This is a genomic window from Haliea sp. (assembly GCF_040221975.1).
Taxonomy (GTDB): Bacteria; Pseudomonadota; Gammaproteobacteria; order Pseudomonadales; family Halieaceae; genus Haliea.
This window is the reverse complement of sequence record NZ_JAVJWR010000033.1, coordinates 614,440-639,869: the sequence shown is the minus strand read 5'-3', so window position 1 is coordinate 639,869 and position 25,430 is coordinate 614,440. Positions and strand designations below refer to the sequence as shown.

Genomic DNA, 25,430 nt, shown 5'->3' with positions numbered 1-25,430 from the left:
TTTTCGGCGTTTAACGGATGGAAATTCGATGGAAGTCTGGTAGCATTCTGTCACGGCGGAAGTCTCTTTGAATCAATGGTCGCACACTGATTTTTAAGGAGTTTCCGCCGTTTTTCCACCCCTTCTCATGAATTATTCGGGTTAGCGCCTATGCTTACCCATGATTGGGACCGATAATAGGCGGTTTACATAGATCTAGTTGCAGCCTCAAGTCGGGCGCCCAATTAGTCCTGAGTCTGAAAAGTAGGTTGTTATGATAATGTCCAGTAGATTTTCGTGATTGTCTTTGCCTTCAATGATGGCGAGCAAAAGATCATTCATGGTGTCGCTAGCATCACTTAGAACGAGATGCTTGATTTTCTCACTAGCCTCCTGGGCCACTTGACGGCGAACCCGCTGTAGTAACCGTGTCTTTCGGTCGTTGTCATCACTGCTGAAGAATTTTTCCTCAATGGCATGCGCGAGATCATCGATACCTTTCTCTTCTGTGGCCGTCGTCTGCAGGACGGGAACAGACTGGGCATCTGTGTGGCGTAATTGCAGCATGGCCTTTAGTTGGCGTTCGGTGCGTATTGCCATCGGAGTGTCGGATTTGTTTATTACCAGTATGTCTGCAATTTCCAGGATACCGGCCTTAATCGCTTGTACATCGTCCCCCAGACCAGGTGCGATGATAACTATATTGACGTCGGCTATCTCCATCACTTCTGTTTCTGACTGTCCTGTGCCGACAGTTTCCAGGACGATAATGTCCCAGCCTGCACAATCAATCAGGTCAACCACGCTGTGGATAGTCGCAGATAATCCACCCAAGTGCCCCCTCGCGGAGACCGAACGAATAAATACTTCCGGGTCATCGGAGTGGCGGCCCATACGGGTACGATCTCCGAGTACAGACCCTCCTGTCAGCGGACTCGATGGGTCGACCGCAACAACTGCAACCCGCTTATTTTGTCGCCTTAGGGAGGTAATATAAGCATTGATTAATGTGGATTTCCCGACTCCCGGTGGTCCTGTAATCCCTACTATTTGGGCTCGTCCGGAATGTGTTTGAATCGCGCGATGAATGCGTCCTCCAATTTCATTGCGAGCTTCCACCAGGCTGATAGCTCTTGCTAGTGCCGATACTTCACCCGCAAGTAGGCGGTCAATGAAAGCGGCCACGTTATCTTTCGTTTCACTCATTGTGCGCATCACTATTTTGGTATTGGCTTATCAAGCGACAATCAAGGGGTTGCCAAAACCTAGTTCTTTTCGCAAGCAGGCGACGATTTCTCCGTGGGTTGCTCCGGCTTCTGTCGCATTGACCACTTGGGCAAATACATTTTCATCCTTGCTGTTCGCAGCGCGAGCGAGATCCTCTATGGCCTTTGTGACGACCGGCTGGCTGCGGGAGCCCTTAAATGCCTTGAAGTTAGCCACATGTTCCTGCATAGCTGTCGTGTCGGGGCGCCACGTTTTAGGGAAATCGATTTTATCGCTGCTATCTTGGTAGCAGTTGACGCCGATGATTTTTTGTTCTCCGGATTCGATAGACTCCTGATACGCGAGTGCAGACTCGCCAATCATTGACTGAACAAGGCCACTTTCCACTGCATTGTACATGCCACCAACGGAATCAATCTTGTCCAGCAGGCTCAGTATTTGTTCTTCCATTTTATCCGTTAAACTTTCGATGTAATAAGAACCCCCCAAAGGATCTATCACATCACAGAGGTGCGCTTCTTCACGCAATATATTTTGAGTTGCGATGGCTATTTTTGCCGTTTCTTCCGACGGGCAAGTAATAGCCTCGTCATAGGCGTCGGTATGCATGGACTGTAACCCACCGAGAATACCCGCCATGGCTTGAGTTGTGACTCTGGCAATATTGTTTAGTGGTTGCTGGGCTGTCAGGTCAACGCCTGAAGTTTGTCCGTGAAATTTAAAACGCCAGGACTTGGGATCCTTCGCCCCGAGTCGCTCCCTGGTGATTCTGGCCCAGATGCGTCGTGCTGCACGAAATTTAGCAATTTCTTCGAAAAAACTTATTGAAATATCAAAAAAGAAAGTAAAGCGAGGGAGTATGGCGTCCGGATCCATGCCACTGGAAATACAATCTTCGGCATGTTGAATAGCTGACGCCAGCGTAAATGCAATCGTCTCGGCTGGTGTTGCTCCAGCTTGTTGCATATGTTGACCAATAATAGACATGGGGTTCCAGTTAGGCACATGTTCCCGGCAGAAGGCAATATGGTCTACCAACAGTCGACGTGATCCTGATAGTGATAGGCGGTAGAACATGTGGTTGGCAACAAAGTGGGAGATATAGCAACTCTGATTGGATGTGCCAGTAATTTTATCCCAGGAGATACCGCGGCGTTTGGCCACGTTCAACATGAAGGCAAACAGGGTAAAGGGGGACGGATCATTTAGAGATGCAGACGTGACGTCTAGCGGGACTTGATCGAGACAGGCATCCATATCGTCCACGGTATTTACGACTGTACCGCAGGTGCCAAGCAAAGGAAGCGGAGTCTCGTCACAGTCAATTCCGCGAAATACGGAGTTGCAGGGAATCAAACTGATGGCACTTGCGCCCATTGCCAGTATTTTGCGGACTCGCTCGTTATAATTTTCGGGGGTTCCAAGACCAATTAGTTGACGCTGTGTCCACGTCCGACCGCGGTGCATAGTTGGGTATATGCCCCGCGTATAGGGGTATTGGCCGGGAAAGCCCAGGTCTTCCTGGTAACGTTCGCCATTCCAGTCTGACTGAGTATAGAGAGGCTGGATTTCAATCCCCGAGCGGTTTCTAATCACGCGGTCGACACCGATGTGGTTTCGATAGTCTTCTTGCCATTGAGCCTTATTCTCAGCGATTTTGTCGTGTTCCTTTTTCTTTGTTGTGCTCATATAACTTGTCTCCTGAAAATTTGCTTTTTCTAGCGACTGGATGCTGGAGCCCTAGAGCCCTAGAGCCCTAGAGCCCTAGAGCAGCCCCCGCTTTAACCGCCGAGCATCGTTTGCAAGCTGTTGAGCGCAACCAACAATCTCGTCTCGCTGAGAGCCTGGGCCGAAAATCGCACGCACCCCGCTTTCTTTCAGCATGGGTATCTCTTGCTGGGGAATGATGCCTCCCATAAACACTTGCACCGCATCCAGTCCTGCAGCTTTGAGCGCCTTCATCATTTCCGGGACAACCAGATGATCAGTGGCGAGAGAGCTGATCCCAATGACATCGACATCTTCTTGTAAGGCCAATTGCACCACAGATTCGATACTCTGCCATGGTGGCGTATAAATAACTTCCATCCCCGCGTCGCGCAGATTGGCGGCAACAATTCTGCTGCCACGATCGTGTCCGTCCAAGCCTATCTTCGTTATGAGCACCCGTGGGGGGTTGGCAGGAAACACCGTGTTGTCGACGCTGGCGGCGTGCTGATCGGTCATTATTCTTCCTCTAACAAGGTCTGTTCATTGGGGTATGTGCTGACGGCATAAACCGAACAACCATTTGTTTTTCTAGTGAAGCAGAAAATTCAATCTCCGTCAATAGCTAGTTTGATCTTGGTCCCACCAGCGATGGGCACCTCATTAGGTAATGGAGTGGACTCTGCCTCACCCTGCCGTGTCGGTTTCGGCTTTAATGCGCCAGTATGGTAGTTCTAGCACCCCCATTCAGAGAATAAGGAAAAGCCCGCTATGAACATTACGCGTGTAGGCAGGTATTGTTAAATTTGACGCACCACGTCAGGGAGCAGATCCACAACGAAGATTTGTCTGCGGTTACGACGCGCGAATATCGGATTGATCAACTGTCGTTAAATGCCTGTGCCAACAGCTGTATCAGTCGAGCGGCGTTTGTAGCAAAACTGGTCGTATAGGGACGTGGACGTTGTTGACGGGCAGGATCAGAAAAGCCTGGGCAAAGTCTATCCCTTATAGCAATCGATTCATGCCCGCTCGTTAAGCCTCAATCGAATATCTCAAGTAACGCACGAGCTCTCTACCTATCGCTGCAGGCTTTTCTTCTCCCTCGCGAAACCAGGTTTGCGTAGAATTCATGGCACCCATGAGCATCAACCGCATTAATTTTCTATTAACGTCCTTTTTGAGGGGAAGTTCATCAATGAGATCAATGAAAATCTGTTCGTATTCATCTCGCATTGCGGCTAACTCGAATCGTAGCTCTGGCGCCTTATTTGGAAGAACACTGACCAAAACCCGTGCATAATCAGTCTGGTCGAGAATGGCTTCGACATGGGCAACCACAGCTGACTCCAATCTTTGCCAGGGCTCGTCTTGCGAGGCAATAGCGCTTTTCGTTCTCGATTTTATCCTTTTAACTGCCTCTTCGTACACCGCTACCAACAGCTCTTGCTTTGACTTGAAGTGATAGTATACCGACCCCGGCTGCATCACAATTTCAGCACCAATGTCACGCATGGTAGTCTCTTTGTAGCCCTTGCTTGAAAAAAGCTTGGCTGCGGCGTCTAGTAGTGGCAGAAATCGGTTGTGTGAGCGCTTGAGTTTAGTGGTATCGGGTTTAGCAGTGACTTTGGCTTTCATAACAACGGTAGCTTTTCAGTGATAGGCGTACAGCAGGCCAAACTGAGCTGAAAAAGTCAATAATTTCGGTTTCTCGTCATTCTGAGTAGGGACTGGCCAACCTGCCAAGACATCCTTCGCGCTATCGACAGACCGTGAGCGAGCGTATGCATGGTGCCGATGCCCAGCTGCTTGGGACTGGAATGGGGCCACCCCGGGAGCCGCTGGGTCAACATTTGGACACTTAGACACAGTCGCATGAAGAGCAACTGGAAGTCGCTGGCGGGGGCCGATGGACGCCACGCCTGCTCTTAGCGCGGAGCACCGTGTCCAGCGCTCAATCGCGTTGCCCATGTTAATCCGTGGTGTCATTTCAACCTCTTCCAGTACCACTGCTACCCCTTGGCATCGGTACAGCAGGTGAAGTGCCCGGAACATGCTGTTCGTCGGGTGAAGGTGCCTCGTGCGGGCAAGCCGTTACGTCTTCACGCGGCTCCTGGAAAAAGTCGCTCTCGCTCGTTCGGGAAGGGCGGCTTTGCGGAAGTGCGGTTCCACAAGCGTGGTCGTCTGGAGACTTTTGTAAGAAATAGGTGTTTAAAAACAATGAGTTAAGTTCGTAATGAAGTAATACGCTACAAGCGAACCAGCTTAAAGCCGTGCTTTTCTTGACTCTTGACACCCCATGCGCAACCACGTAAATTCGCAATAGAAAACCAAACAGTTGTTTGGCAATTGAGATAACTAGTAAGTTAAAGAGAGGGGGCATTATGAAAAAAAGAACAGGCAACCTGAATTTAATCGCGAGTTCTGCACTGGCTTCGTTGTTACCGTTTAATCCAGGGTTGATGCAGTTTGCGGTAGCATCTGAAAAAGGTGTTTCTGTAATGATGGAAGAAGTTGTTGTCATCTCGAGAAAGCGGGCGTCAGCCGAGAGACTTCAAGATGTACCCGTAGCTGCGACCGTTTTCGGTGAATCAAAAATGAAAGCGGTGTTCGCCGAAAATCTGTCCGATCTTGGTGATCTGTCTCCTAACGTCGAAGTTGAAAATGCCGGAACACGATCAGGTGTGGCAAATATTTTTATTAGAGGAATGGGTGCCACGGGTTCTGTGCCAACGGACGAACCTACCGTAGGTATCATTCAGGATGGCGTCTTTTGGGGTGTGAATTACGGTGGCCTGCTCGATTCCTATGACCTGGAGTCGGTTGAAATACTACGCGGACCACAGGGAACACTTTTTGGACGAAATGTAACAGCAGGTGCTTTTAATATTCGATCAGCAAGGCCAAGTGGTGAACTTGGTTATGGGGCAAAATTGACTGTTGGCAGTTATGATCGAAACGACGTCGCCGGCTTCTTGGATGCACCGATCGTAGACGAGATGTTAGCTGTGAGAGTTGCGCTGCAAAAGAAACAGCGAGATGGTTATATCAATAACGTCAATACCGGCAACACTTCGTTTGGCGAGGTTGACACCACGATGGTGCGCGGCGTTTTGGAATTTACTCCAACAAAAAATATCGATATTACGTTTATAGCTGAAGATTACTCTGTTGAAGGTGATGCATCGGCGACCTTCCTGTTGAACGACCCGGAGCGCAAAAAGTTCACAGCACAGCAAGGTATAGACGGTGGAAACGAAGGTGATGTCTCGTTCAGTGTGCTGGAGGCTAATTTTGACCTGGGGCATGGTGTCGTGACATCCATAACGGGCTATCGAACCGTTGATACGGAAGATCTGGTGGATATCGATGCTACAGAGCCACCGATATTTTCGCAGCTGACGAGATTGGAAGATCAGGAGCAGATAAGTCAAGAGATCCGCTATGCATCTACCTTCTCGGATAGCTACAGGTTTACCGTTGGAGCCTACTATTTTGATCAATCCTGGGACTTTACTGAGCAAAGAAACGAAATCGTAAACGTCAACACCAAAGCAAAGCTGGATCACACTTCTATGGCACTATTTGCTGATCTCGATTATGACCTCTCCGATGCCTTGGTGTTGAATCTGGGTGGACGCTTCACGAAAGAGGAGAAGACCGCGGCTACGGCGGCATTTGGCCCTCCATTAGCACCCGGCGCTGTATTGACACCTGGATTCTGTGATCCTGATGCAGATATCGTGATGAATTGTATCTTTGGACCGGACGAAAGCAAGGAGTGGAACAATTTTTCTCCAAAACTGAGCCTGTCCTACAGGCTCAACCGTGACTCACTCATATATGGCATACTAACCCGGGGCTTTAGAAGTGGCGGCTTTGCAATGCGTGGTGCTCCCTTGGCGCCCGCCTATGATGAAGAAATAGTCGACGCCTTTGAACTGGGTTATAAGGCGGATTTGTTCGAAAAGCGCCTGCGTGTTAACGGCGCTTTTTTCTATAATAAATACGATGATCTGCAGCGAACAGTTGTTGACCCGGTGACGATACTTCAAACAACCTTGAATGCAGCTCAGGCTACGATAGTTGGCCTAGAGCTGGAGGTGGTTGCGATGCTTAGCGACGATCTGGTGCTAAACTTTAATTACGGTCATACCGATGCTTCGTACGACGCTTTTGACAATTTTGACATTGATGGTGATGGTATAGTTGATCCAGAGGCTGTCGACTTGGACTTTGCTCGTGTACCTGAAAATCAGTATTCGGTGGCGTTGACGCATGAAAAAGATGTCGATGGGCTGGGAACCCTGATGAGTCGAATTAGCTATAGTTATACCGATGAAAGAGCGCTTGATGATAACAATTTCATTAATGTCTCATCCTATGAGGATCTATCTGCAAGTATCCGTTTGATGGATGCCAAGGGGCGCTGGAGTGTGGCCTTGTTTGGTAAAAACCTTACTGATGAGGAGGTTTTCACTTGGGGTCTAAATGTTCTGGGCGGTCTCGCATGGGGTGGCGCACCACGAACGTGGGGAGTTGAGTTAGCCTACGAGTACTAGAGCTTATAGCGAATCAGGGCTGTTGGCGGTTTCATGAAGTCTGAAGTCCCGTATCACGTACCGGGGACCGGAGGGTCACGAATGTGCCGTCATCGATAATGTTCTGCTCGCTGATGATGCCCCGGCACACATAGCGATCGGCTTCGGTCAGGACCGAAAGGCGCTTGCCGACACACGCAAAGTCGACAACCGGCTGAGTAGGTAGTCCGGGTGGCAGCACGAGGCCGATCTGGCGCAGCGCGTCAAGGATACGGGTGTGGGAGACCTTGGCCTGATAACTTTATCCTTGACCGACATAGTCACACCAACAGTAATGACAAGACGAAGACGGCGCCCGTCCAAAGAAGCGCCATGAAGGTGTAGCCCATCACAGCACGTGCGGGCAGCTGGGCCAGGGTCAGTACCGGGAGCAGTATCAGCGGTTGGATCAGGTTGGTCCATTGATCACCCATCGCCACCGCCATGGCGGTGAGCGGCAGGTCGGCGCCCAGTTGCTGGGCGGCGGTCAACATTATGGGGCCCTGTACCGCCCACTGCGCGCCCCCTGATGGAATGAAGACATTCAGCAGTCCTCCACTGAAGAAACCTAATAGCGGCAGGCTGTCGGCTGAAGCGGCAGCTGTGGCCTGCTCGACTATCAGGTTGCCTACGCCCGTGGTCGCAATCATGCCAGCGATCCCGGCGTAGAACGGGTACTGCAGCAAAAAAGGAATGACGATTTCGCCACCACCCGCCGCTGCTTTCAAGTAGCGACGCAGGTTGCCCGCACAGAGTATGCCGACGATCAGCAGCATTAAGTTCATGACGTTCAGGGTCAGTCCGCCGCCCCGGGTGCCATAGTGGGTGAACAGATAAAGTAATCCGCATCCCACGACTGATAGCGCCAGCCAGCGTGATTGTTCCAGCCGTGCAGCCGGCGTGTGCTCTTCAGGTGTGGCCTCGTGCGATTCAGCTTGCCGGTAGAGGTGATCGGGAATCTCGCGTATGGCCTCGGGCCGTCTCGGGTGAAGCAGTGTCATCATCCAGGGCAGCGTGAAGACAATCGCAAACGCAGTTAGTCCATTCCACCAGGTGAATAGCGTTTCGGCTGTGGAGATTACGCCTACTTGTGCTTCCAGGAAATGTCCTGGTGTGGCCAGCGTCAGTGGGATCGACGCGGACAGACCCTGATGCCAGACTACGAAGCCAGAAAAGGCTGCAGCAACCAACAATGGGTAGTGCACGCGGATTTCCCGGCGGCGGCAGTCTTCGCCAACGGCACGCGAGAGGATGCCGGCAGCCACCAGTGCCGTGGACCAGGAAAGCAGTGCAATGAGGCCGGTGAGCAGACAAACCAGCAGATAGGCCGAGCGCGCCGAGTGTACGCAGCCCGAGGCCCACAACAGGGTCTTATGCACTGGGGCTGTACTCGCCAGCGCGTAACCGAACAAAAGGGTCAGCGTGATCTGATTGGTGAAGGTCAGGAGGGACCAAAAGCCGTCACCCCAGGCATCAATGGCGCCGCGTGGCGTGGTATCGGTGAAGCACAATACCAGTATGAACGTGAGTAGTGTCAGGAGTACGGAAACCACCAGTGCATCAGGCATCCAGCGTTCGAAGAAGCGAACGATTATGGTAGTAATGTAGTCCAGCATATGGTGCGCCCCGGATGGTGTGGCAGATTGAGGAGCGCTGCCATCGGTTGTTGTGGATTGGTCAGGACTGTAAGGCCAGAACGCTGCCGGGGTTCATCCGCTGGCTGGGCTGGGACCAAACCGGCTAGCTGTGTCTTATGCCCAGCGACATTGTTGAGATTTTCAACAACAAAGCGAAACTGGCTATTGGAAAACTGTAGTGATTTAAAACCTGTCGTGCAGTTTGAAACGTTTTGCATCATGCACTTTCGGACCTGCCGGTACTGGGAGCAGCCTACGAGCTTTTGCCTGATCCCATAAGATAAACCATGCCGGTAAACGAGGCTATTAAAAGGTCCCGCTGATTAACGACATCTACACGATAAGTCGCCAATTTTCGCGACTTGGAAATTTCTTCTGCTGTTGCTGTGAGTATGTCGTCAACGCGCGCAGCTGAATTAAAAATAATACTTGCACTAATACCTGACGCCATAGTACCAGCAGCATTTGATGCCAATCCAAAGGCACTGTCAGCTAGCGAGAAAATAACACCGCCGTGACAGCCACCATTAAAATTCAGGTGGCGGTCTTCTATTTTACATCGCACCACAACCCGGCCCAGTGATACGTTGACAAGCTTGATTCCAATAGTTTTGGAATAGCGATCATCCGCTGCCAGATCTGCTACCAGACCAGTTTTACTCATTACCCCAAGACCATATAATTCAATCCCGTAGAAATAATCAAATGGGCCAGCGCCGACATCAAACTCTGAAGGCTACCCAAAGGAGATTGATATCGGCATTACGACGCGCAGTACTCAAGGGAGTCGTTCAATCAACATAGCCATCCCTTGGCCTGCTCCCAGGCACATGCTAATAATTGCATAACGGCCGTTTATAGCTTCTAAATGCTGCATAGCCATCATGGTCATTCGCACACCTGTTGCGCCAGGTGGGTGACCAATTGATATGCCTCCGCCGTACAGATTGGTTATTTCCCTTGAAATACCCAGCTGCCTTTCGGCGTGTAAATTGACCACCGCGAAAGCCTCATTAATTTCATAGTAATCTATATCGCTAACTTTTAGATTATTTTGAGCCAATAATTGCTCTATCGCAGGAACCGGAGCGATACCCATAATACGTGGTTCTACACCCACGATTGACCAATCAACGATTCTCGCCCGGGGCTTGATTCCATGCTTCTCAGCGGAAACTCGATCAGCGACCAGCGTAAACGCAGCGCCATCGGTAATGCCACTAGCATTTCCAGCCGTAACTGTGCCCTGGTGATGAAAGGCTGGTTTCAATTGCGCCAGTTTCTCCAGGGTTGTTTGCTTTGGATATTCATCGACGGAGAATAAGCGTTTGCCTTTCCGCTCTGGAACATGAATTGGAGAAATCTGATTTGCCAAAACACCGCTTTCAATTGCCATGGCGGCTCGCTCCTGGCTCAACTGTGCCCATCCATCCATCTCCTCTCGAGTGTAACCATACTGCTGAGCCACACTCTCTGCCGTGTCCCCCATTAGTTGTAGATCGAATGGATCGCGGTAGGCATAATCGAGAGAGTCTATCAGGCTTACCGGCCCGCGTTTTGCTCCCCAGCGAATATCGGAGCTCAGATACGGTGCGCGCGAAAAGTTTTCATATCCTCCAGCCAATGCCACGGACGAGTGACCGGTAGCTATCTGTTCGGCGGCGGAAATAATGGCCTGAACACCTGAGCCACAGGCGCGGGATACATTCAAGGCTCGGCTCTCTATCGATAACCCACTCTCTAAAGCAACAACCCGACTGGAAAAGTAACCACCCTGATCAACAGGTATTACATTGCCCAGAACTAAATGATCCACTTCGTTCGGCGACAACTTCAAATCGTCCAGGCAGGCTTTTGCTGCATGGGCGGCGAGCTCAGTGCCAGAGATGTCTTTTAAGGATTTTCCGAAATCGCCAAAAGGTGTGCGCATTCCTCCAGCCAAAATAATTTCGTTCTTCATAACTATTTCGTCTCCCTTAACAGAGTAGCTTAAGGATCAAAAAGGTGATCATTTCGTGGCTTTTACGATAGCCTGCGTTGCCGGGGCTACGGCCAACGAGGGGGCATGCTTGAGTTCAGCTTGTCTGCGTTTGGTGCCCCCCCCCGCTTCCAGGGTAATTATGCCAATCAGTCAAAAGTGGAGGCATATAACTCTTTGAGTTCTCGCTTTAGTATCTTGCCTGCGGTATTTTTGGGAAGGCTGTCTACGAATATGAACTTCTGTGGGCGCTTATGCTTTGCGAGGAACCTGCCGGATACTTCCGTTAGCGTCGATTCATCTGATTCAAACCCACGTTTTATAACGACTATAGCAACGATTGCTTCAATCCATTTCCTATGGGGCAGGCCAATGACAGCTACTTCGCCGACTGACGGATCATTGTAAAGTGCCTCCTCGACTTCACGACTCGCCACTAGTACACCTCCGGTATTAACGACATCCTTGATACGATCGACCAGATACAAGTAGCCATCTTCGTCAAAGTAGCCAAGATCGCCGGAATGGAACCAGCCGCCGACGAAGGCTTTCGCAGTTTCCTTCGGATTATTCCAATATCCCGTTGTTACATTCTGGGCACGGTAAACTATCTCCCCGTTTTCACCCGCCGCTAGTGGGTTCATTTCTTCATCAACAATCTTTACGCTTACGCCTAGTATGGGACGACCTACAGACAAGGGCTTTTTTTTATGTCCCGTTGGAGATAGCACCGTACTCACAATTTCCGTTTGGCCAAAACAGTTATAAAAACCTGCATCATCAAGCATGCCCATCATCTGCCTGATGACTTTCTCTGGCATGATTGACGCGCCATAGTAAACTTTATTCAGGCTGGTCAGGTCTCTGCATATACCGGCGTGCTCATCAATTTCTACTTGCTCCAAGAGTCCTATCCAAACCGTTGGTGGCGCAAAAAAAGAATTTATACGCTGCGCCTCTATCAAATCTAGACATAGTGCGCGCTCCGGGCTTTCAATCAATATTACAGTCGCCCCCATTATTAGCATGGGCATGGAAAAACCGTGTAACTGGGCGACATGATATAATGGAAGTGCCGCAAGGCAACGGTCGTCACTTGATACATCAAGATGAATAATATATGCGTTATAAAGCCCCATTAGGGAACGATGTGTATGCATAGCTCCCTTCGGGGCAGACGTTGTCCCAGAGGTGTAGCCTATCTGGACGACATCATCTTCCTGGATAATGATGTTCGGTTCGTCCGATGACGCATCGGAACATGTCATTGCCAGGATGTCATATTCTCTCCCCCCCCTGAAACTGCCATGCTTCAGCATGTCGATCTGACCAGCGATTTGCTGTAGATTCTCACGCGTCCCTTCGTCATCAAATATCGCCGAGGCGCCAGACTGCTGAATAATATAAATCAACTCCGCTCTTTGCAGTGCATAATTGATCGGTACATGAATTAGTCCAGATCGGGCACAAGCAAGCCAGAGGATATAATAGGCATCCGAGTTTTGCGCGTAAGCCGCAACCCGGTCTCCGCTTTTTAGTCCGGTGGCGAGCAAATAGTTGGCGACCCTGTTGACTGCGGAATCCAGTTGCTTGTATGTCCATGTCCTTTGGTCGAACTGTAGTGCTATTTTGTCGGGGAACTGATCAGCAGCCCGCCTAAAAGCATCGCCGATGGTATTTCGCCGACAACGTGTAATGTCTTGCTGAATACTGCCCGTCATGCCTTATCCTTTTTTAAAATTGGTACTTTTTTATAGCGGATTTATTTAGAAAGTTGTGCAGAAAAATAGTAATCGTCGCCAGCGAAGCTGGGTGCTTCAAAAGGTTCAGCAACAGTAGTGTTAGTTGACTTATACGATCTTTCTCAGCTTCTTAATGCGTTATATAAACTTTGGTAACTTGTTAGTCTCTGCCAACCTTTGATGCAAAATGCTCTCTCGCCCACAAGCTTTGTCCATATTTCGGCATAAAGTGCCCCTCATGTTTGGCCTGGGTGGTGCGTGGCGCTCGACGCTTGGGCCTCACTATGAGACTTCCGGGTCTTTTAAACCGAAAAGGTCCCCCGTAAAGTTGGGTGGTTCCCGTTTGCACAGGGACTTAAGTGCGTAACGCACACATTAACAAAACAACTGTTTGTTTAGTGGATGCTGTCATAGCACGGACTGACTGTCAAGCGACAGCCTTGTCGCTGATCGAACTGCGATAGCGTGAGCTTCCTCTCCAAGCAGAAAGGAGCAATGTCCCAGCTGGGGTTCTTGACGCATTCAAATTGGGGTGGTCGGCAAACAGGTAGTGCAGGGAAGAGGGGAGGTTGATAATTCACTTGCGCGGGATGGGTGAAACCGCTGTGGCAAATCAGTTCTGCCCAAGGGATCAACCCCGACGCAAAATGCCGCAGCTGTTCGCTCTGAAGCGCGGGGATTCATTATAGTAGTACGACGCGGGCACTTATCCCTCGGCGGCCTGTTTGCACGCTACCCGCTGTTGTCTAGCACCCGGGCGTCGATATCAGCGATACGGTTGACCCCCATGAGCGCCATGGCCGTGGCCACCTCGCGCCGGAACAGGTCGAGCAGATCTTCAACACCCTGCTGTCCCCGGGCCGCCACAGCGAAAACCCAGGGTCGACCGATCAGCACCCCGCGGGCACCGAGCGCGACCGCCTTGACAATATCGAGGCCGCTGCGGACACCGCCATCGACATAGACCTCGGCCTGTCCGCCAATGGCCCCGGCCACAGCCTGAACCTTGCTGGCGGAGCCGGCGACGGCATCAAGCTGACGCCCGCCATGATTGGAAACCACGACGCCATCGGCACCGGCATCGACCGCCGCGCGCGCATCTTCGGCCTCCATCACTCCCTTGATCAACAGCTTGCCCGGCCACTGATCGCGCAGCCAGTGGATATCTTCCCAGGTGCAGCTGGGATCGAACTGTGCATCCACGAAGGCCTTGTAGGCCTCCAGGTCTTCGGGATTGGCAACCTTGTCCGACAGGTTGCCAAAGCTGTGGGGCCGGCCCCTGAACCCGACGTCCCAGGCCCAAGCCGGACTGCTGGCGAGCTGCGTAAATTTCGACAGTTTGCCGGGAAGCCCACCGCCCAGCAGGCCGTTACGGAAATCGCGAAGACGCAGGCCCGCCACGGGCAGGTCCACGGTAAACACAAGGGTCTTGCAACCCGCATTGGCCGCGCGCTCCAGGAGGCCGCTGACAAACTCCCGGTCCCGCAGCATGTAGAGTTGAAACCAGAAAGGTCCCTGAGTCGCATTACTGATCTCCTCAAGCGAGCAGATACCCACGGTCGAGGCAGTGAAGGGAATCCCGGCCTGTTCCGCCGCGCGGGCCGCCTGCACCTCGGCACGGCGTGCAAACATTCCCGCCATCCCCACCGGCGCCAGCGCCAGCGGGAGGCTGGCCGTGCGCCCGAGCAGCTCGGTAGCAGTGTCAACGCCGGAGACATCCCGCATCACCCGTTGCTTCAGGCGCAGCCGCTGGAAGGCACTGACGTTCGCGGCGAGCGTCAATTCGTCGTTGGCGCCGCCTTCGGCATAATCGAACAGGAAACGGGGCAGGCGCCGCCGCGCCCGGCGCCGGTAGTCCGCCACGGTGATCGGAATCACGTCATAGATACTCATGGAGTCAATCCTGCGCGGCGCTCTCACCGTCGAAATTCAGGTCCAGGGGTGGAATGCGCGCATCGATCAGGTAAGGACCGCTGCCCGCCATCGCCGCGGCCAGCTGTTCGGAAAACGCCTCCGCGGTGGTGGCCACACTCGCGCTTACCCCCATGCCCTCGGCAATGGCCTTGAAATCCATGTCGGGCGTACCGATCGCAAGCGAGCTCGCGGCCTTCGGACCGGGTTTTCCACCGCGTGCGCCGGTACGGGCAAACTCGATCTCCAGCACGCTGTACTTGCGGTTGTTGAGCAGTACCACGGTAACATCCAGCTGTTCCCGGGCCATCGTCCAGAGGGCCTGCACGGTATACATGGCGCTGCCATCACCCTCCAGGCAGAGTACCTTCCGCTGCGGGGCGGCAATCGCCGCACCCACTGCCGCCGGTAGGCCCCAGCCTATGGCACCGCCGGTCAGGTTGAGCCAATCGTGCGGTCGCGCAGCGGCCGTCGCCGGAAAGCAGGTCAGACCCGAGGTGATGCCTTCGTCGACAACGATGGCGTTCTCGGGCAGGTGGCAAGCCAGCGCCTGGGCCACGGTGCCGGCATCCAGTGCCCCGGTGGGCGCGCCGGGCACCTGCAACTCGCGCAGCACCGGGGCGTGAGTGGTGTCGGCCAGCTGCTGCACCAGTGCCTCCAGCACGCCGTCGATGTCCTCCTCGGGGCCGGCCAGCGCCAGGGTGTCACAATCGGGCGGCGAGAGTTCACTGGCCACGTTCGGATAGGCGAAAAAAGAGACCGGGGCTGCTGTGCCCAGCAGCAACAGCTGCTCGGTACCCTCCAATTCGGCGATCGCAAGCTCTGCCAGATAGGGGAGGCGCTCAATGGCGGCGGTCCCGCCTCCACGCCGTACCCGGGCGGGAAAGGTTTCCGTCATGATCCGTGCACCCGTGGCCGCGCCCAGACGACTGGCCATCTCGCCCTGGCGCTGGCTGACGTTGCGCCCGCCGAGCATGATTACCGTGGGTTTGCCGTTTGTCAGCATTGCGGCTGCCTGCCCGATCCGCTCATCGGGAACCGGTGCCGGCAGGGCCGGTGCGACCGCGGCTACCGCGCCCGCGGGATTGTCACCCCAGGAGACATCCGCGGGCAGCATGAGGGTCGCAACCCGACCGATGCCCGCCTGGCTCACCGCTTCCGCGCCGTCGCGGGCGATATTCCCGGCATCACCGGACGTGCAGACCCAGTCCGACACCGGTCCGGCAATGCCCTCGATATCCGAGGTCAGCGGTGCATCGTACTGCAGGTGATAGGTGGCATGGTCACCGACGATATTGATCATGGGCAGGTGGCCTTTCCGCGCGTTGTGGACATTGGCCAGGGCATTGCCGAAGCCTGGGCCCAGGTGCAGCAGGGTTGAGGCCGGCTTGCCCACCATCGCCGCGTAACCGGCGGCCGCTCCGCTCGCCACGCCCTCGAACAGGCACAGAACGCAGCGCATACCCTCCACTTCATCCAGGGCCGCGACAAAGTGCATTTCGGAGGTGCCCGGGTTGGTAAAGCACACCTCGACACCACTGTTTACCAGGGTTTGAATTAGACTTTCTGCACCGTTCATGCTTATTCCTTTTTCTAACGTAGTGGCTCGACACCGCGGCTTGGGTTGGAGAACCAGAGCCTGGACCATAACTAGGTTACTGGAGTCATGCTCCGGAGACTGTCAGCCACGCGATAATTCTGCTTCCCGCGCAGTCACTCAATCATTCTGCATGGCCAAGCGCTCCAACTCGGCCATCTCGCGGACCACGAGGCTACCGTACGCGAGATCAATGACGCCGTCCTCCTGCCACTGGCGCAGCACTTTATTCACCGACTGACGCGAGCCGGCCACCAGAGAGCCAATGTCATCCTGGGTTATGCGAATATCAAAGTGGATGCCGTCGTCGCATTGCTGACCCATTGTCTTCGCCAGAAGCCACAGGCGCCGCGCCGTACGTCGGCACAAGGCATCCAGGCTGACTCGCTCGTAGAATCCGTATAGTCGTCTAGCCCGCGAGGTCTGGAGGCGAGCCACCGCCCAGGACACCTCGGGGTATACTTTCCACGCACGCTCGAAATGCTCGCGTGACAACACCTGCAGGACAACCTCGCCGATTGCCTGCGTTGTATGCGGTCTGAGGCCTCTGTCGATCAGGCTCGACTCACCGAAACAGGTACCCACTGGAAACAGGTCATAAAGGAGTTCCCTGCCGTCCTCGCTGACGTTGAAAATGCGGACATTGCCGCTCTCCACTCGGAACAGCTCATTCCCGGGCTCCCCGGCACGGTAGATTATATTACCGCTGCCGTAGTGGCGCCGGGGCATGCAGCGGAGCACTTCATCGCGCACCGGGGCCGGAAGCTCACTAATCCAGTCCTGCTGCCACAAGCTCATCACGCTGCTCCCAAACTGTCGCTGAGTCGACAGTAAACCAGAAAATTCCCTGCCGATACTAGTCCACGTACCAGGCCAGCCCAGCGTCGCGCAAGGGCGGCAGCTGGCGCCCGGTGTCTGATTTTGTTGAAGACAATGCAGGTTCCCGGAAATTCCCAGGCCGGTCGGAGAGGTGGACGATGTACTGCACGCGGCACATACTCCCCCTGGTTGCGGACTCTTCATCCTGGAACGGGCCCACCATCCAATGCTTACGTATTACCCGGATTGAGGTAACCCCATATGCACATCGCAACCGAACTCAAGGCATTTCTCGGGGATTCGGCGGTACTCGATGCCGATGCCCTGGCCACGCGCTCCGCCGGCTACCTGAGGCCTGACAACCTCCAGGCGGCCGCACTCGCTCGCCCGTCTAACACCTCCCAGGTTGCCGAGCTGCTGCGCTGGTGCCACCGGCACGATGTCAGCGTGGTCACCCAGGGCGGACTCACCGGCCTGGTGCACGGTGCCGACGCAGCGGCCGACCAGATCATTCTGTCACTTGAGCGGATGTGTGCGATCGAATACATCGATACTCGCCAGCGCTGCGTCACCGTCCAGGCCGGCGTCGTACTGCAGACCTTGCAGGAGAGCCTGGAAGAACACCACCTGATGTTCCCCCTCGACCTGGGTGCCCGCGGCTCCGCCACGGTGGGGGGCAATGCCGCCACTAACGCCGGCGGCAACCGGGTGATACGCTATGGCATGATGCGGGACATGGTACTGGGCCTGGAGGCGGTGCTGGCGGACGGGACGGTTATCTCCAGCATGAACAACCTGCTCAAGAACAACGCCGGCTACGATCTCAAACAGCTTTTTATAGGCTCCGAAGGCACCCTCGGCGTCATTACGCGTCTCGTCCTGCGCCTGCGGGAGGCACCCGGCACGCGAAATATGGGGCTGGTAGCGCTGGAGGATTTCGATACCGTCACGCGCCTGCTGAGGTTCATGGATCATCGCCTGGCGGGCACGCTGTCCGCATTCGAAGCAATGTGGCAGGATTTTTATCGTCTGGTCACGACCGCGCCGGCCCAGGGGTGGCCGCCAATTTCCCCTAACTATCCTTACTACGTCCTGTTGGAGTGCCAGGGCGCGGACCCGGAACTCGACAGCCAGCGCTTCAACAGCGCGCTGGAGGACGCTTTTGAGGCAGGCCTGCTGGCCGATGCCGCGGTCTCCCAGTCCGAAAGCGACTGCCAGCGCTTCTGGGCCCTGCGCGACGATGTCGGGCAGACCTTCCACGGCGGGCTGCCATTCGTGTTTGACATATCGCTTCCCATCACCGAGATGGAACGGTATATCGACGGCCTGCGCGCCTCGCTCGCGGAGGCGATCGGCGAGCACAAGCTTTGGGTATTCGGGCACCTCGGCGACGGGAACCTGCACGTGATCGTTCAGGTTCCCGGGGACATCAGCGGCAGCCAGCGCCCACAGGTGGAAACAGTGGTCTACGAACCACTGGCGGCTTTCAGGGGCTCCATATCAGCCGAACACGGTATCGGCCTCGAGAAAAAGCCGTGGCTGGGCATCTCCCGTTCCGACGCTGAAGTTGCCCTCATGCGCAGCCTCAGGCAGACGCTGGACCCGCGTGGCATTCTCAACCCCGGCAAAATTTTCTAGGGTCTGCGCCCTCGGCTGCTGTCACGCGTTCATAGTGGCGACGGTATCCACTGTGGTGGCGCCCATGTCAAAGGTGGGTCCGCTCAGGTAAGCCGCTTGAGCTGGCATTTGTCGCAGCCAACCGGGGGAAAACCGTGATTGAGGCGACCGCAATTCAGGCAGGCCTCGAATTCCCGGTGGACAGGGTGGGGCAGGGGCCTGCCATGGAGCTATTCGGCCCTTGGGTTTGGCTAATCAATGCACTGGGTGGAGGCTTGTTGTTATTCCGGTTACGTCTTCCGGTGAGTTGGCGAGCGTATCAAGCTCGCCCTTGAGCCAACTATCGAGTTGATCATCATAATAACGACTTGAAGGATGACCGTGCTGGCCACCTGGGGTAATCGCACGGACTTCCATGTCTTCCCCCATTTTCGCGACAACACGCACTGTTGCTCCCACGCGACCCTTGAATGGTTGATCATGGCTGTAACGAGCTCTCCCGAGCGTAGGGTTTCCTCCACCCCAGGGAATCGGGCCCCGGCTTAGCCAGCGATCCATAAATGGTGCTGCGCCATTGAGTTCGTGGACAAAACTTACTGAATGGGCGTCATCCCAGCGCCACGTTTCTGGACTTGTCCCGAAGAACTGGCTTAATTGCTGTATCGTTCGCATAAATGACTCACGCAATACCGTTGAGCGCTCAGCCCGCCACCACACCGAATGTGTTTCTTCAGCTATAAGCCGGTCCAGGGCATGGTTGAGAAGGTAATTCTGCTGCATTAGGCGGGTTAGCACGTCGTCCCCCAGGGCATGCCCAAACAGATTGCGTGCCAGTTCCGGATACCAATTTTCCCCTATCAGGGCGCCCGCCGAGTCCCGCGTGTTTTCAGGTTTTTGCGCCCACGACTGGAGCGTCCGAAACGCGGTAACATGAGCCTCATCCTTTAATTCGGAAAGGGCAGGCAGCATGAAGGGCAGCAGTCTTTCAGCTTGGCTATTATGGAGATCCAGTTGCAGGGCCTGCATGTCATCCAGTGTTAAGTCACTGCGCGAAGCGAGCACCGAGTGCAGGCGACTCATCCGGTAACCCCGCGCATTGTCTGCCGACACCAGAGGTGTACCTGGATGTACCCTGGCATTGGCGGCAGCAATATAGGCGGCAGACGGGTCTGTTAAACGCGGCATTTGTTGTAGCTCCACCACACCATTCCACTGGTTGCCTGAGAGGTTTCCGGCTTGCGGCACCAGCCCTCTGCCTTTGCCACGGTCCGGGATCAGACCGATGGTTTGAAAGGCAATATGCCCATTACGGTCCGCATAAGTGACGTTTGCCGAGGGCGCGTCGTGAAGCGCCATCGCCTGCTGGAAGCTCTCCATATCGACGGCAGTGTTCATCGCCAACAGTGATTCCATGCCCAAGCCGTGGAGATCATGGCCTGTCCAGCGCAGGGATAGTGGTGGGTTTTTGGTGCTAAATCGGCAAGATAAAATTGCCCCCCCTATCCCTTTACTGATGGCAATCAGACGACTGGTCTGTCTTCAACTGGACATTGCTCCGTCGTCCGGCATTAGCACGCCGGCCTTTCGTTTGTCTCTGAGGCGGTAGCTATCGCCTTTGATCTGGACAACATGCGCTTGGTGCAGCAGTCGATCGAGCATCGCCGCCGTGAGAGCCGAGTTCCCGGCAAAGGTCCGGTCCCATTCGCCAAAGGATAAATTCGAGGTCAGGATGACCGACCCGTGTTCGTAACGCTTGGCGATCACCTGGAAGAACAGGTTGGCCTGATTGCCTTGTAGTGGCAGGTAACGGACCTCATCAATAATCAAGATGCTCGGCCCAAGCAAGGAACGCCGCATATAGTGATCGAACTGGCCCCGTTGTTGCGCCTTCTCGAACTGCATGACCAGATCAGCAGCGGCGATGAAGCGCACCTTAATGCCTGACTGCGTGGCGAGATAGCCCAGCGCGATGGCCAGATGGATTTTGCCTGCGCCACTGGGTCCGAGGAAGATGACGTTCTCCTTGCGCTCAACAAACGCCATGGACAGTAGCGTCTGCACGGTCTTCTTCGGAGCGCCGGCTGCGAACTTGAAGTCGTAGTCGTCGATTAGCTTGATCGCGGGGAAGCCGGCAAACTTGGTCAGCATGGTTTGCGAGCGAGTGCGTCGTTCATCCTGCTCTGCCTTGAGGCAGCGCTCCAGGAAGTCGACGAAGCTGGCATCGTACAGATGGATCCGCAGGCGCTCATTGATCAATCGGACCGGCACCGAATAGAGCACCCGGCGCAGGGTGAAGGTACTGGAACTGGTGGCCCGCACGATCGCTTCGGTATAGTTCACACCGACTTGAAAGGGTAGCGGCGCCAGGCACTCGCGCTCGGTCCGAATGCGCGAGGCGTCGATTCCATAGTGCCGGCACAGCGTTTGGTACCGTTTGGTCACATCCTCTTGGGCCACCGGATCCAGGTTGCGGTAGGCGGCCGATAGACTATCGGTGCGGTGTTCAGCCGGTACGCCGCCAAGGTGCTCCAGGGAATCGGTCAGCCCTTCGGCCAATGCCGTGAAACTCTCGCCGCCGAGTACTACACGTGCATGGCACCAGCCGCTGAAGGCTAGCCTGAAGTGGTACAGCAAATGCACCAGTGCCACTCCGCCGACGTTGATCACCTGGTCCTTGAGCTTGGTGAAATCCGACAGGGCGCGCTGGCCGGGTGAGTGGGTCTGAGGGAACATGACTTCCTTGTCGGGCCCGTGCAGGGCGCGCTAGGCCTTGACCCGGCGCTGCAGGGTGCGCAGCAGATGGTCGGGATAGTCGCCGGGATAACGCTCCTGCAGCCACTCCAGCAGCGTCAAGGCCTGCAGCGAAGGCTCAAGCGCCAATTGCTCGGCGACTTCATCCCAGACCGCTGCAAACGGATCATTCCGCGTTCGCCACTGACGTGACTTGCGCCCCTTGCCGCTGCCTTCCCGCTCGATCCGACGGGCTGTTCGCTCAGAAATCCCGGCCTTCGCTGCCGCGGCTACCTGGTTTGCGCCTGCTGCTCTGCTATCCATGAATACTTTGACCTGTTGCTTGGTGGCAGCCATCCAAAACCCCTTTGCGGGTCCAATGAACAAGCGGCCAAGCTTAGTGGCAACCGGCCAAAATAGTTGTCGTTGACCGGCCAAAGTAATTGTCCTCTAACAACCACGCGCCGGCACCCGGAGAACAAAGTCTATCCGTATTTACTGCGTAATCTGGCAGTGACACGACCCAGACAGGCGTGGGCTATGGACATCACCTACATTCCCATGGCGCGCGGGTTTGTCTATCTTGCGGCTGTGGTGGACTGGTTCTCTCGGCGCGTATTGGCCTGGAAAGTCTCGACCACCATGGACGTCCGCTTTTGCCTGGAGGCTGTTGAGGAAGCCATAGAGCGGCATGGCAAACCAGAGATCATGAACACCGACCAGGGCAGCCAGTTTACCAGCCAGGAATTCACGGACCTGCTCAAGGACAATGGTATCCAGATCAGCATGGACGGCAAGGGGGCCTGGCGAGACAACGTGTTCGTAGAGCGCTTGTGGCGATCAGTGAAGTATGAAGAAGTGTACCTGCATGCGTACGATACGGTGTTGGTTGCCAAGACAGGACTGGATCGCTACCTCCGGTTCTATAACAGCCGCCGCCCACACAGCAGTCTTGACCGGCAGACACCGGATCAGTTTTACTTTGAATCGCTGCCACTACCCATGGCAGCTTAAACCCCGGGTAGGCATCCACTTATAGAATGGGTATTGCTGTTCAAACAATTGGGGCCACCTCTCCCTTATCCCCACTAGATATTTTATATAAATCATAAAGATACATATATAACCTCAAGTCGATTAATAATAAGTAACGATATCGTTACCAACAAAACTCGCGCGCCCACTGCGGCCACGCGTTAGCCATCTACCACCAAATACACGCCAGCCCGCCACGGACCCGAGACACGCAGCCGTTCCAGCCGTTGGCAGGTAATCACCGGTCGCTTTGATCGTGCGTGGTTGCGGCAGTCCGAGACCAGGCATGGAAACTAATCACGCGTTGCAAGTGTCTTATTCAATGCATAAAATGCAGTCATTGACTAATCGGCAGGGTACGGAGGGAGGTTGCCATGGCAACCATGACCATTCGCAATATCGATGATCAGCTCAAGGCCCGACTGCGGGTGCAGGCCGCGCAGCACAACCGCTCCATGGAAGACGAAGCCAGGGACATCCTGCGAGCGGCGCTTTCCCGGGAGCCGACCCGACCCACGTCGCTGGCGGCCGCGATTCGCGCGCGCTTGGAGCCTCTGGGCGGCATCGATCTGGAGTTGCCTGAACGAGAGTCCGTTCGCCCCCCGACGGTATTCGACACATGATTGTGCTGGACACCAACGTGTTGTCGGAAACCCTGCGCCCTGCGCCAGCCCCGGAGGTCATGGCATGGCTGGCCAGCCAGCCCAGTAGCGCGTTGTTCACAACGACAATCACTCGGGCCGAGCTGCTCTACGGCCTGCAGCTTCTGCCTGATGGCCAGCGCAAGGTTGGTTTTTTATCTGCTATCCACGGTATCTTCGATCAGGACTTGGCCGGGCAGGTCCTCAGCTTCGACGATGCCGCCGCCGATGCCTTTGCCCGAGTTGCAGCCTCCCGCAAACTGGCAGGGCAGCCCATTAGCCAGTTTGACGCCATGATTGCCGCCATTGCCCAATCCCGCGGCGCCACTCTGGCCACGCGCAATAGCAAGGACTTTAACGATTGCGGTGTTGAGTTGATCAATCCCTGGGATTTTGCAGGTAACTGAGCCAGCGCCGGATGCCATGGAGTGCAGGGTATACGATATGGTAGTGGAAGGGTCGTGCTGGACTGAGAAATGGCTCTACCCAACTAACGGGGGATGAGCCGGTTTTCACTAAGCGTGGCTGATGCTGAAAAGCCCGGAAACTCCGGTTTGTCGAGAACAGTCCACCCGTAGCCCGGAACCAGGCAGTCATGAATCACCCCTGCGCCGACACGGCAAAACTGAAGATCAAGGTAGTGCCGGGCGCCTCTCGTACCGGGATTTCGGGCTGGCTTGGTGACAGCCTGAAAGTCAGGGTTTCCCAGCCACCTGAAAAAGGCAAGGCAAACGCAGCGGTTGAGGTTATGCTCTGCAGGGCCCTTGACCTGCCGACTGGCTCGGTCAAGGTCGTTTCCGGTAGAACTTCACAGCACAAAATCATTGAGATAACGGGGTTGGGCGACGTGGAAGTACGACGGCAGCTGGGGAGGGGGTGATACCCAGGTTGTGCATGTCGGTTCGGCGGGCCCTGTTGCTGAACCTTGTCTCGGCATTGACCTTTCCCGCGGGTGCCCTTATCGCCTACGCCGTCTCCCGGCATTTCGAGGTGGCCTGGCTGGTGCTGTTTGGCGCCGGGAATTTCATCTATATTGCCGCTTCCGATCTGGTTCCGGAGATCAAGTTACTGACCAGCTTCCGTGCCTCGGTGACTCATTTCAGCTTCTTTGCTCTGGGCCTGGCGCTGACGCTCGGTATCGCTTGGGGTTTCCGCGGAATCTGAAAAGAGGGGCCCGGGTTAACAGCGCTACACTCCGCTGCCTGAGGTTACGACGGCTTGCTGGGTCTTGGTGCGATGTCAGCGCGGTAGGTTCCGCAGCACCCAGGCGCTGAACTGCTGCTTGGGCAGGGCTCCCGCCTGCTGGACCAGCTGCTTGCCACGGTGGAAGATCGCGAGGGTGGGGATGCTGCGGATATTGAAGTTGGCAGCCGTGCGCTGCGCCGCCTCCGTGTCCACTTTCACGAACCGGGCCTGCGGTTCCAGGCTCGCCGCGGTGGCGGCGAACACTGGCCCCATCATCTTGCAGGGGCCGCACCATTCGGCCCAGAAGTCGACCACCAGCGGCAGCTCCTCTTTCGCCAGCAAGCGACTGAACAGGGCATCATCCGCGGCCAGCGGGGCGCCGGTGAACAGTGCCTTGTGGCAGCGTCCGCAGTTTGGTTTCTGCCCGAGACGGGCTTGCTCGATACGGTTGATGGTGCCGCAATGGGGGCACAGTGTCTGCAGTACTCCTGCACGGGCATTCATGTGCTTGTTCTCCTGGCAGCCGGAAGTGGATTGTGGTCAGTAGAGCTTACCGCGGCGAGCATATAAAAACCGGGATGTTGCGGTCGGTGCGCGCCTGGTACTCATCGAAATCCGGGTACAGGCTCAACAGGTGGGGCCAGAGCTGCCGCTTTTCCTCGTCACTGGCCTGGCGTGCGAGCATGTCCCGACGCTGGCCACCGATCGTCACATCGATTTCCGGGTGAGCCTTGATATTGTAGTACCACACCGGATTCTGCTCCATGCCGCCCTGCGAGGCCACCAGCAGAATACTGTCTTTCCAGGGCAGGTGGATCAGGGCGATTTCGCGGCGTTTCCCCGACTTGCGGCCGGTGGTACCCACCACGCAGATGGGGTGGCCGCCGGGGAAATTCTTCATCAGCCGGCCCCTGCTGAATTTGAATACCCAGACATTCAGGCGCGTGAACCAGCGCATGAATACTTTCACCAGGCCCTGGTTGGGGATGGGGTCCACGTCCTCGCGGCGGGTCTTCACGTAGTCAAACTGGTTCACGGCCAATCC

22 protein-coding genes and 1 pseudogene are annotated in these 25,430 nt (G+C 55.2%); 7 read left to right on the top strand and 16 right to left on the bottom strand.

From position 1 onward, the window contains the following. Positions 1-207: 207 nt before the first annotated feature. The 4 genes from meaB to RLO07_RS17885 all read right to left on the bottom strand — a co-directional run bounded on the left by meaB (position 208) and on the right by RLO07_RS17885 (position 4,551). Positions 208-1,185: a methylmalonyl Co-A mutase-associated GTPase MeaB gene (meaB, locus tag RLO07_RS17900; protein ID WP_462293501.1), complete on the bottom strand. Its 978-nt coding sequence runs from the start codon at positions 1,183-1,185 to the stop codon at positions 208-210. A 30-nt stretch (positions 1,186-1,215) separates the two neighbouring features. Next, positions 1,216-2,895 carry an acyl-CoA mutase large subunit family protein gene (locus RLO07_RS17895; protein ID WP_462293500.1) on the bottom strand — a complete coding sequence of 560 codons (1,680 nt, stop codon included), beginning with the start codon at positions 2,893-2,895 and terminating at the stop codon, positions 1,216-1,218. A gap of 75 nt (positions 2,896-2,970) precedes the next feature. Beyond that, positions 2,971-3,432 carry a cobalamin B12-binding domain-containing protein gene (locus tag RLO07_RS17890; protein WP_462293499.1) on the bottom strand — a complete coding sequence of 154 codons (462 nt, stop codon included), beginning with the start codon at positions 3,430-3,432 and terminating at the stop codon, positions 2,971-2,973. Between the two features lie 516 nt (positions 3,433-3,948). Then, the gene (locus RLO07_RS17885) at positions 3,949-4,551 is read right to left on the bottom strand and encodes a TetR/AcrR family transcriptional regulator (protein ID WP_462293498.1); all 603 of its coding nucleotides are present in this window, start codon (positions 4,549-4,551) and stop codon (positions 3,949-3,951) included. 746 nt (positions 4,552-5,297) lie between these two features. On the opposite strand from RLO07_RS17885, the gene RLO07_RS17880 reads away from it, so the two are divergent. Next, entirely contained in the window at positions 5,298-7,475 is a 2,178-nt protein-coding gene (locus tag RLO07_RS17880) for a TonB-dependent receptor (protein ID WP_462293497.1), read from the top strand. Between the two features lie 299 nt (positions 7,476-7,774). On the opposite strand, the gene RLO07_RS17875 is transcribed toward RLO07_RS17880, so the two are convergent. From RLO07_RS17875 to RLO07_RS17845, 7 genes are all read right to left on the bottom strand, one after another. Beyond that, positions 7,775-9,109: a short-chain fatty acid transporter gene (locus RLO07_RS17875; protein WP_462293496.1), complete on the bottom strand. Its 1,335-nt coding sequence runs from the start codon at positions 9,107-9,109 to the stop codon at positions 7,775-7,777. A 274-nt stretch (positions 9,110-9,383) separates the two neighbouring features. Next, the gene (locus RLO07_RS17870; protein ID WP_462293495.1) at positions 9,384-9,794 is read right to left on the bottom strand and encodes a PaaI family thioesterase; all 411 of its coding nucleotides are present in this window, start codon (positions 9,792-9,794) and stop codon (positions 9,384-9,386) included. A gap of 114 nt (positions 9,795-9,908) precedes the next feature. Further along, the gene (locus RLO07_RS17865) at positions 9,909-11,090 is read right to left on the bottom strand and encodes a thiolase family protein (protein WP_462293494.1); all 1,182 of its coding nucleotides are present in this window, start codon (positions 11,088-11,090) and stop codon (positions 9,909-9,911) included. A 167-nt stretch (positions 11,091-11,257) separates the two neighbouring features. Continuing rightward, complete coding sequence (locus tag RLO07_RS17860; RefSeq protein ID WP_462293493.1) at positions 11,258-12,829, bottom strand: AMP-binding protein; 1,572 nt, start codon at positions 12,827-12,829, stop codon at positions 11,258-11,260. Positions 12,830-13,582: 753 nt separating this feature from the next. Next, positions 13,583-14,743: an L-lactate dehydrogenase gene (locus RLO07_RS17855; protein ID WP_462293492.1), complete on the bottom strand. Its 1,161-nt coding sequence runs from the start codon at positions 14,741-14,743 to the stop codon at positions 13,583-13,585. Positions 14,744-14,747: 4 nt separating this feature from the next. Then, a complete protein-coding gene (locus tag RLO07_RS17850) occupies positions 14,748-16,340 on the bottom strand; it encodes an acetolactate synthase large subunit (protein ID WP_462293491.1) in 1,593 nt (530 codons plus the stop codon). 138 nt (positions 16,341-16,478) lie between these two features. After that, on the bottom strand, positions 16,479-17,156 hold the full coding sequence (locus RLO07_RS17845; protein ID WP_462293490.1) for a Crp/Fnr family transcriptional regulator: 678 nt from the start codon (positions 17,154-17,156) through the stop codon (positions 16,479-16,481). Between the two features lie 282 nt (positions 17,157-17,438). On the opposite strand from RLO07_RS17845, the gene RLO07_RS17840 reads away from it, so the two are divergent. Further along, positions 17,439-18,815 carry an FAD-binding oxidoreductase gene (locus RLO07_RS17840; protein WP_462293489.1) on the top strand — a complete coding sequence of 459 codons (1,377 nt, stop codon included), beginning with the start codon at positions 17,439-17,441 and terminating at the stop codon, positions 18,813-18,815. Positions 18,816-19,049: 234 nt separating this feature from the next. On the opposite strand, the gene RLO07_RS17835 is transcribed toward RLO07_RS17840, so the two are convergent. The 3 genes from RLO07_RS17835 to RLO07_RS17825 all read right to left on the bottom strand — a co-directional run bounded on the left by RLO07_RS17835 (position 19,050) and on the right by RLO07_RS17825 (position 21,848). Then, the gene (locus RLO07_RS17835) at positions 19,050-20,285 is read right to left on the bottom strand and encodes a penicillin acylase family protein (protein WP_462293509.1); all 1,236 of its coding nucleotides are present in this window, start codon (positions 20,283-20,285) and stop codon (positions 19,050-19,052) included. A 48-nt stretch (positions 20,286-20,333) separates the two neighbouring features. Beyond that, positions 20,334-21,062, bottom strand: a complete 729-nt coding sequence (gene istB / locus RLO07_RS17830) for an IS21-like element helper ATPase IstB (RefSeq protein WP_462293508.1) — start codon at positions 21,060-21,062, stop codon at positions 20,334-20,336. 495 nt (positions 21,063-21,557) lie between these two features. Further along, entirely contained in the window at positions 21,558-21,848 is a 291-nt protein-coding gene (locus tag RLO07_RS17825; protein WP_462293488.1) for a hypothetical protein, read from the bottom strand. A 132-nt stretch (positions 21,849-21,980) separates the two neighbouring features. Here RLO07_RS17825 and RLO07_RS17820 point away from each other — a divergent pair. From RLO07_RS17820 to RLO07_RS17800, 5 genes and pseudogenes are all read left to right on the top strand, one after another. Beyond that, positions 21,981-22,538 (top strand): annotated as a pseudogene (locus tag RLO07_RS17820) (IS3 family transposase); the annotation flags it as partial. Between the two features lie 395 nt (positions 22,539-22,933). After that, positions 22,934-23,182 (top strand): FitA-like ribbon-helix-helix domain-containing protein, encoded by a 249-nt coding sequence (locus tag RLO07_RS17815; RefSeq protein ID WP_462293487.1) that lies wholly within the window; start codon positions 22,934-22,936, stop codon positions 23,180-23,182. After that, positions 23,179-23,607 (top strand): PIN domain-containing protein, encoded by a 429-nt coding sequence (locus RLO07_RS17810; RefSeq protein ID WP_462293486.1) that lies wholly within the window; start codon positions 23,179-23,181, stop codon positions 23,605-23,607. The genes RLO07_RS17815 and RLO07_RS17810 overlap by 4 nt, the downstream gene beginning before the upstream one ends. 188 nt (positions 23,608-23,795) lie before the next feature. Continuing rightward, positions 23,796-24,080 (top strand): DUF167 domain-containing protein, encoded by a 285-nt coding sequence (locus RLO07_RS17805; RefSeq protein WP_462293485.1) that lies wholly within the window; start codon positions 23,796-23,798, stop codon positions 24,078-24,080. 14 nt (positions 24,081-24,094) lie between these two features. Beyond that, positions 24,095-24,364 carry a ZIP family metal transporter gene (locus tag RLO07_RS17800; RefSeq protein WP_462293484.1) on the top strand — a complete coding sequence of 90 codons (270 nt, stop codon included), beginning with the start codon at positions 24,095-24,097 and terminating at the stop codon, positions 24,362-24,364. 75 nt (positions 24,365-24,439) lie between these two features. On the opposite strand, the gene trxC is transcribed toward RLO07_RS17800, so the two are convergent. Together trxC and RLO07_RS17790 are read right to left on the bottom strand one after the other, a co-directional pair. Next, positions 24,440-24,889, bottom strand: coding sequence for a thioredoxin TrxC (gene trxC / locus RLO07_RS17795; protein WP_462293483.1), 450 nt, complete (start codon positions 24,887-24,889; stop codon positions 24,440-24,442). A gap of 46 nt (positions 24,890-24,935) precedes the next feature. Further along, a complete protein-coding gene (locus tag RLO07_RS17790; RefSeq protein ID WP_462293482.1) occupies positions 24,936-25,421 on the bottom strand; it encodes a nitroreductase family deazaflavin-dependent oxidoreductase in 486 nt (161 codons plus the stop codon). Positions 25,422-25,430 lie beyond the last annotated feature (9 nt).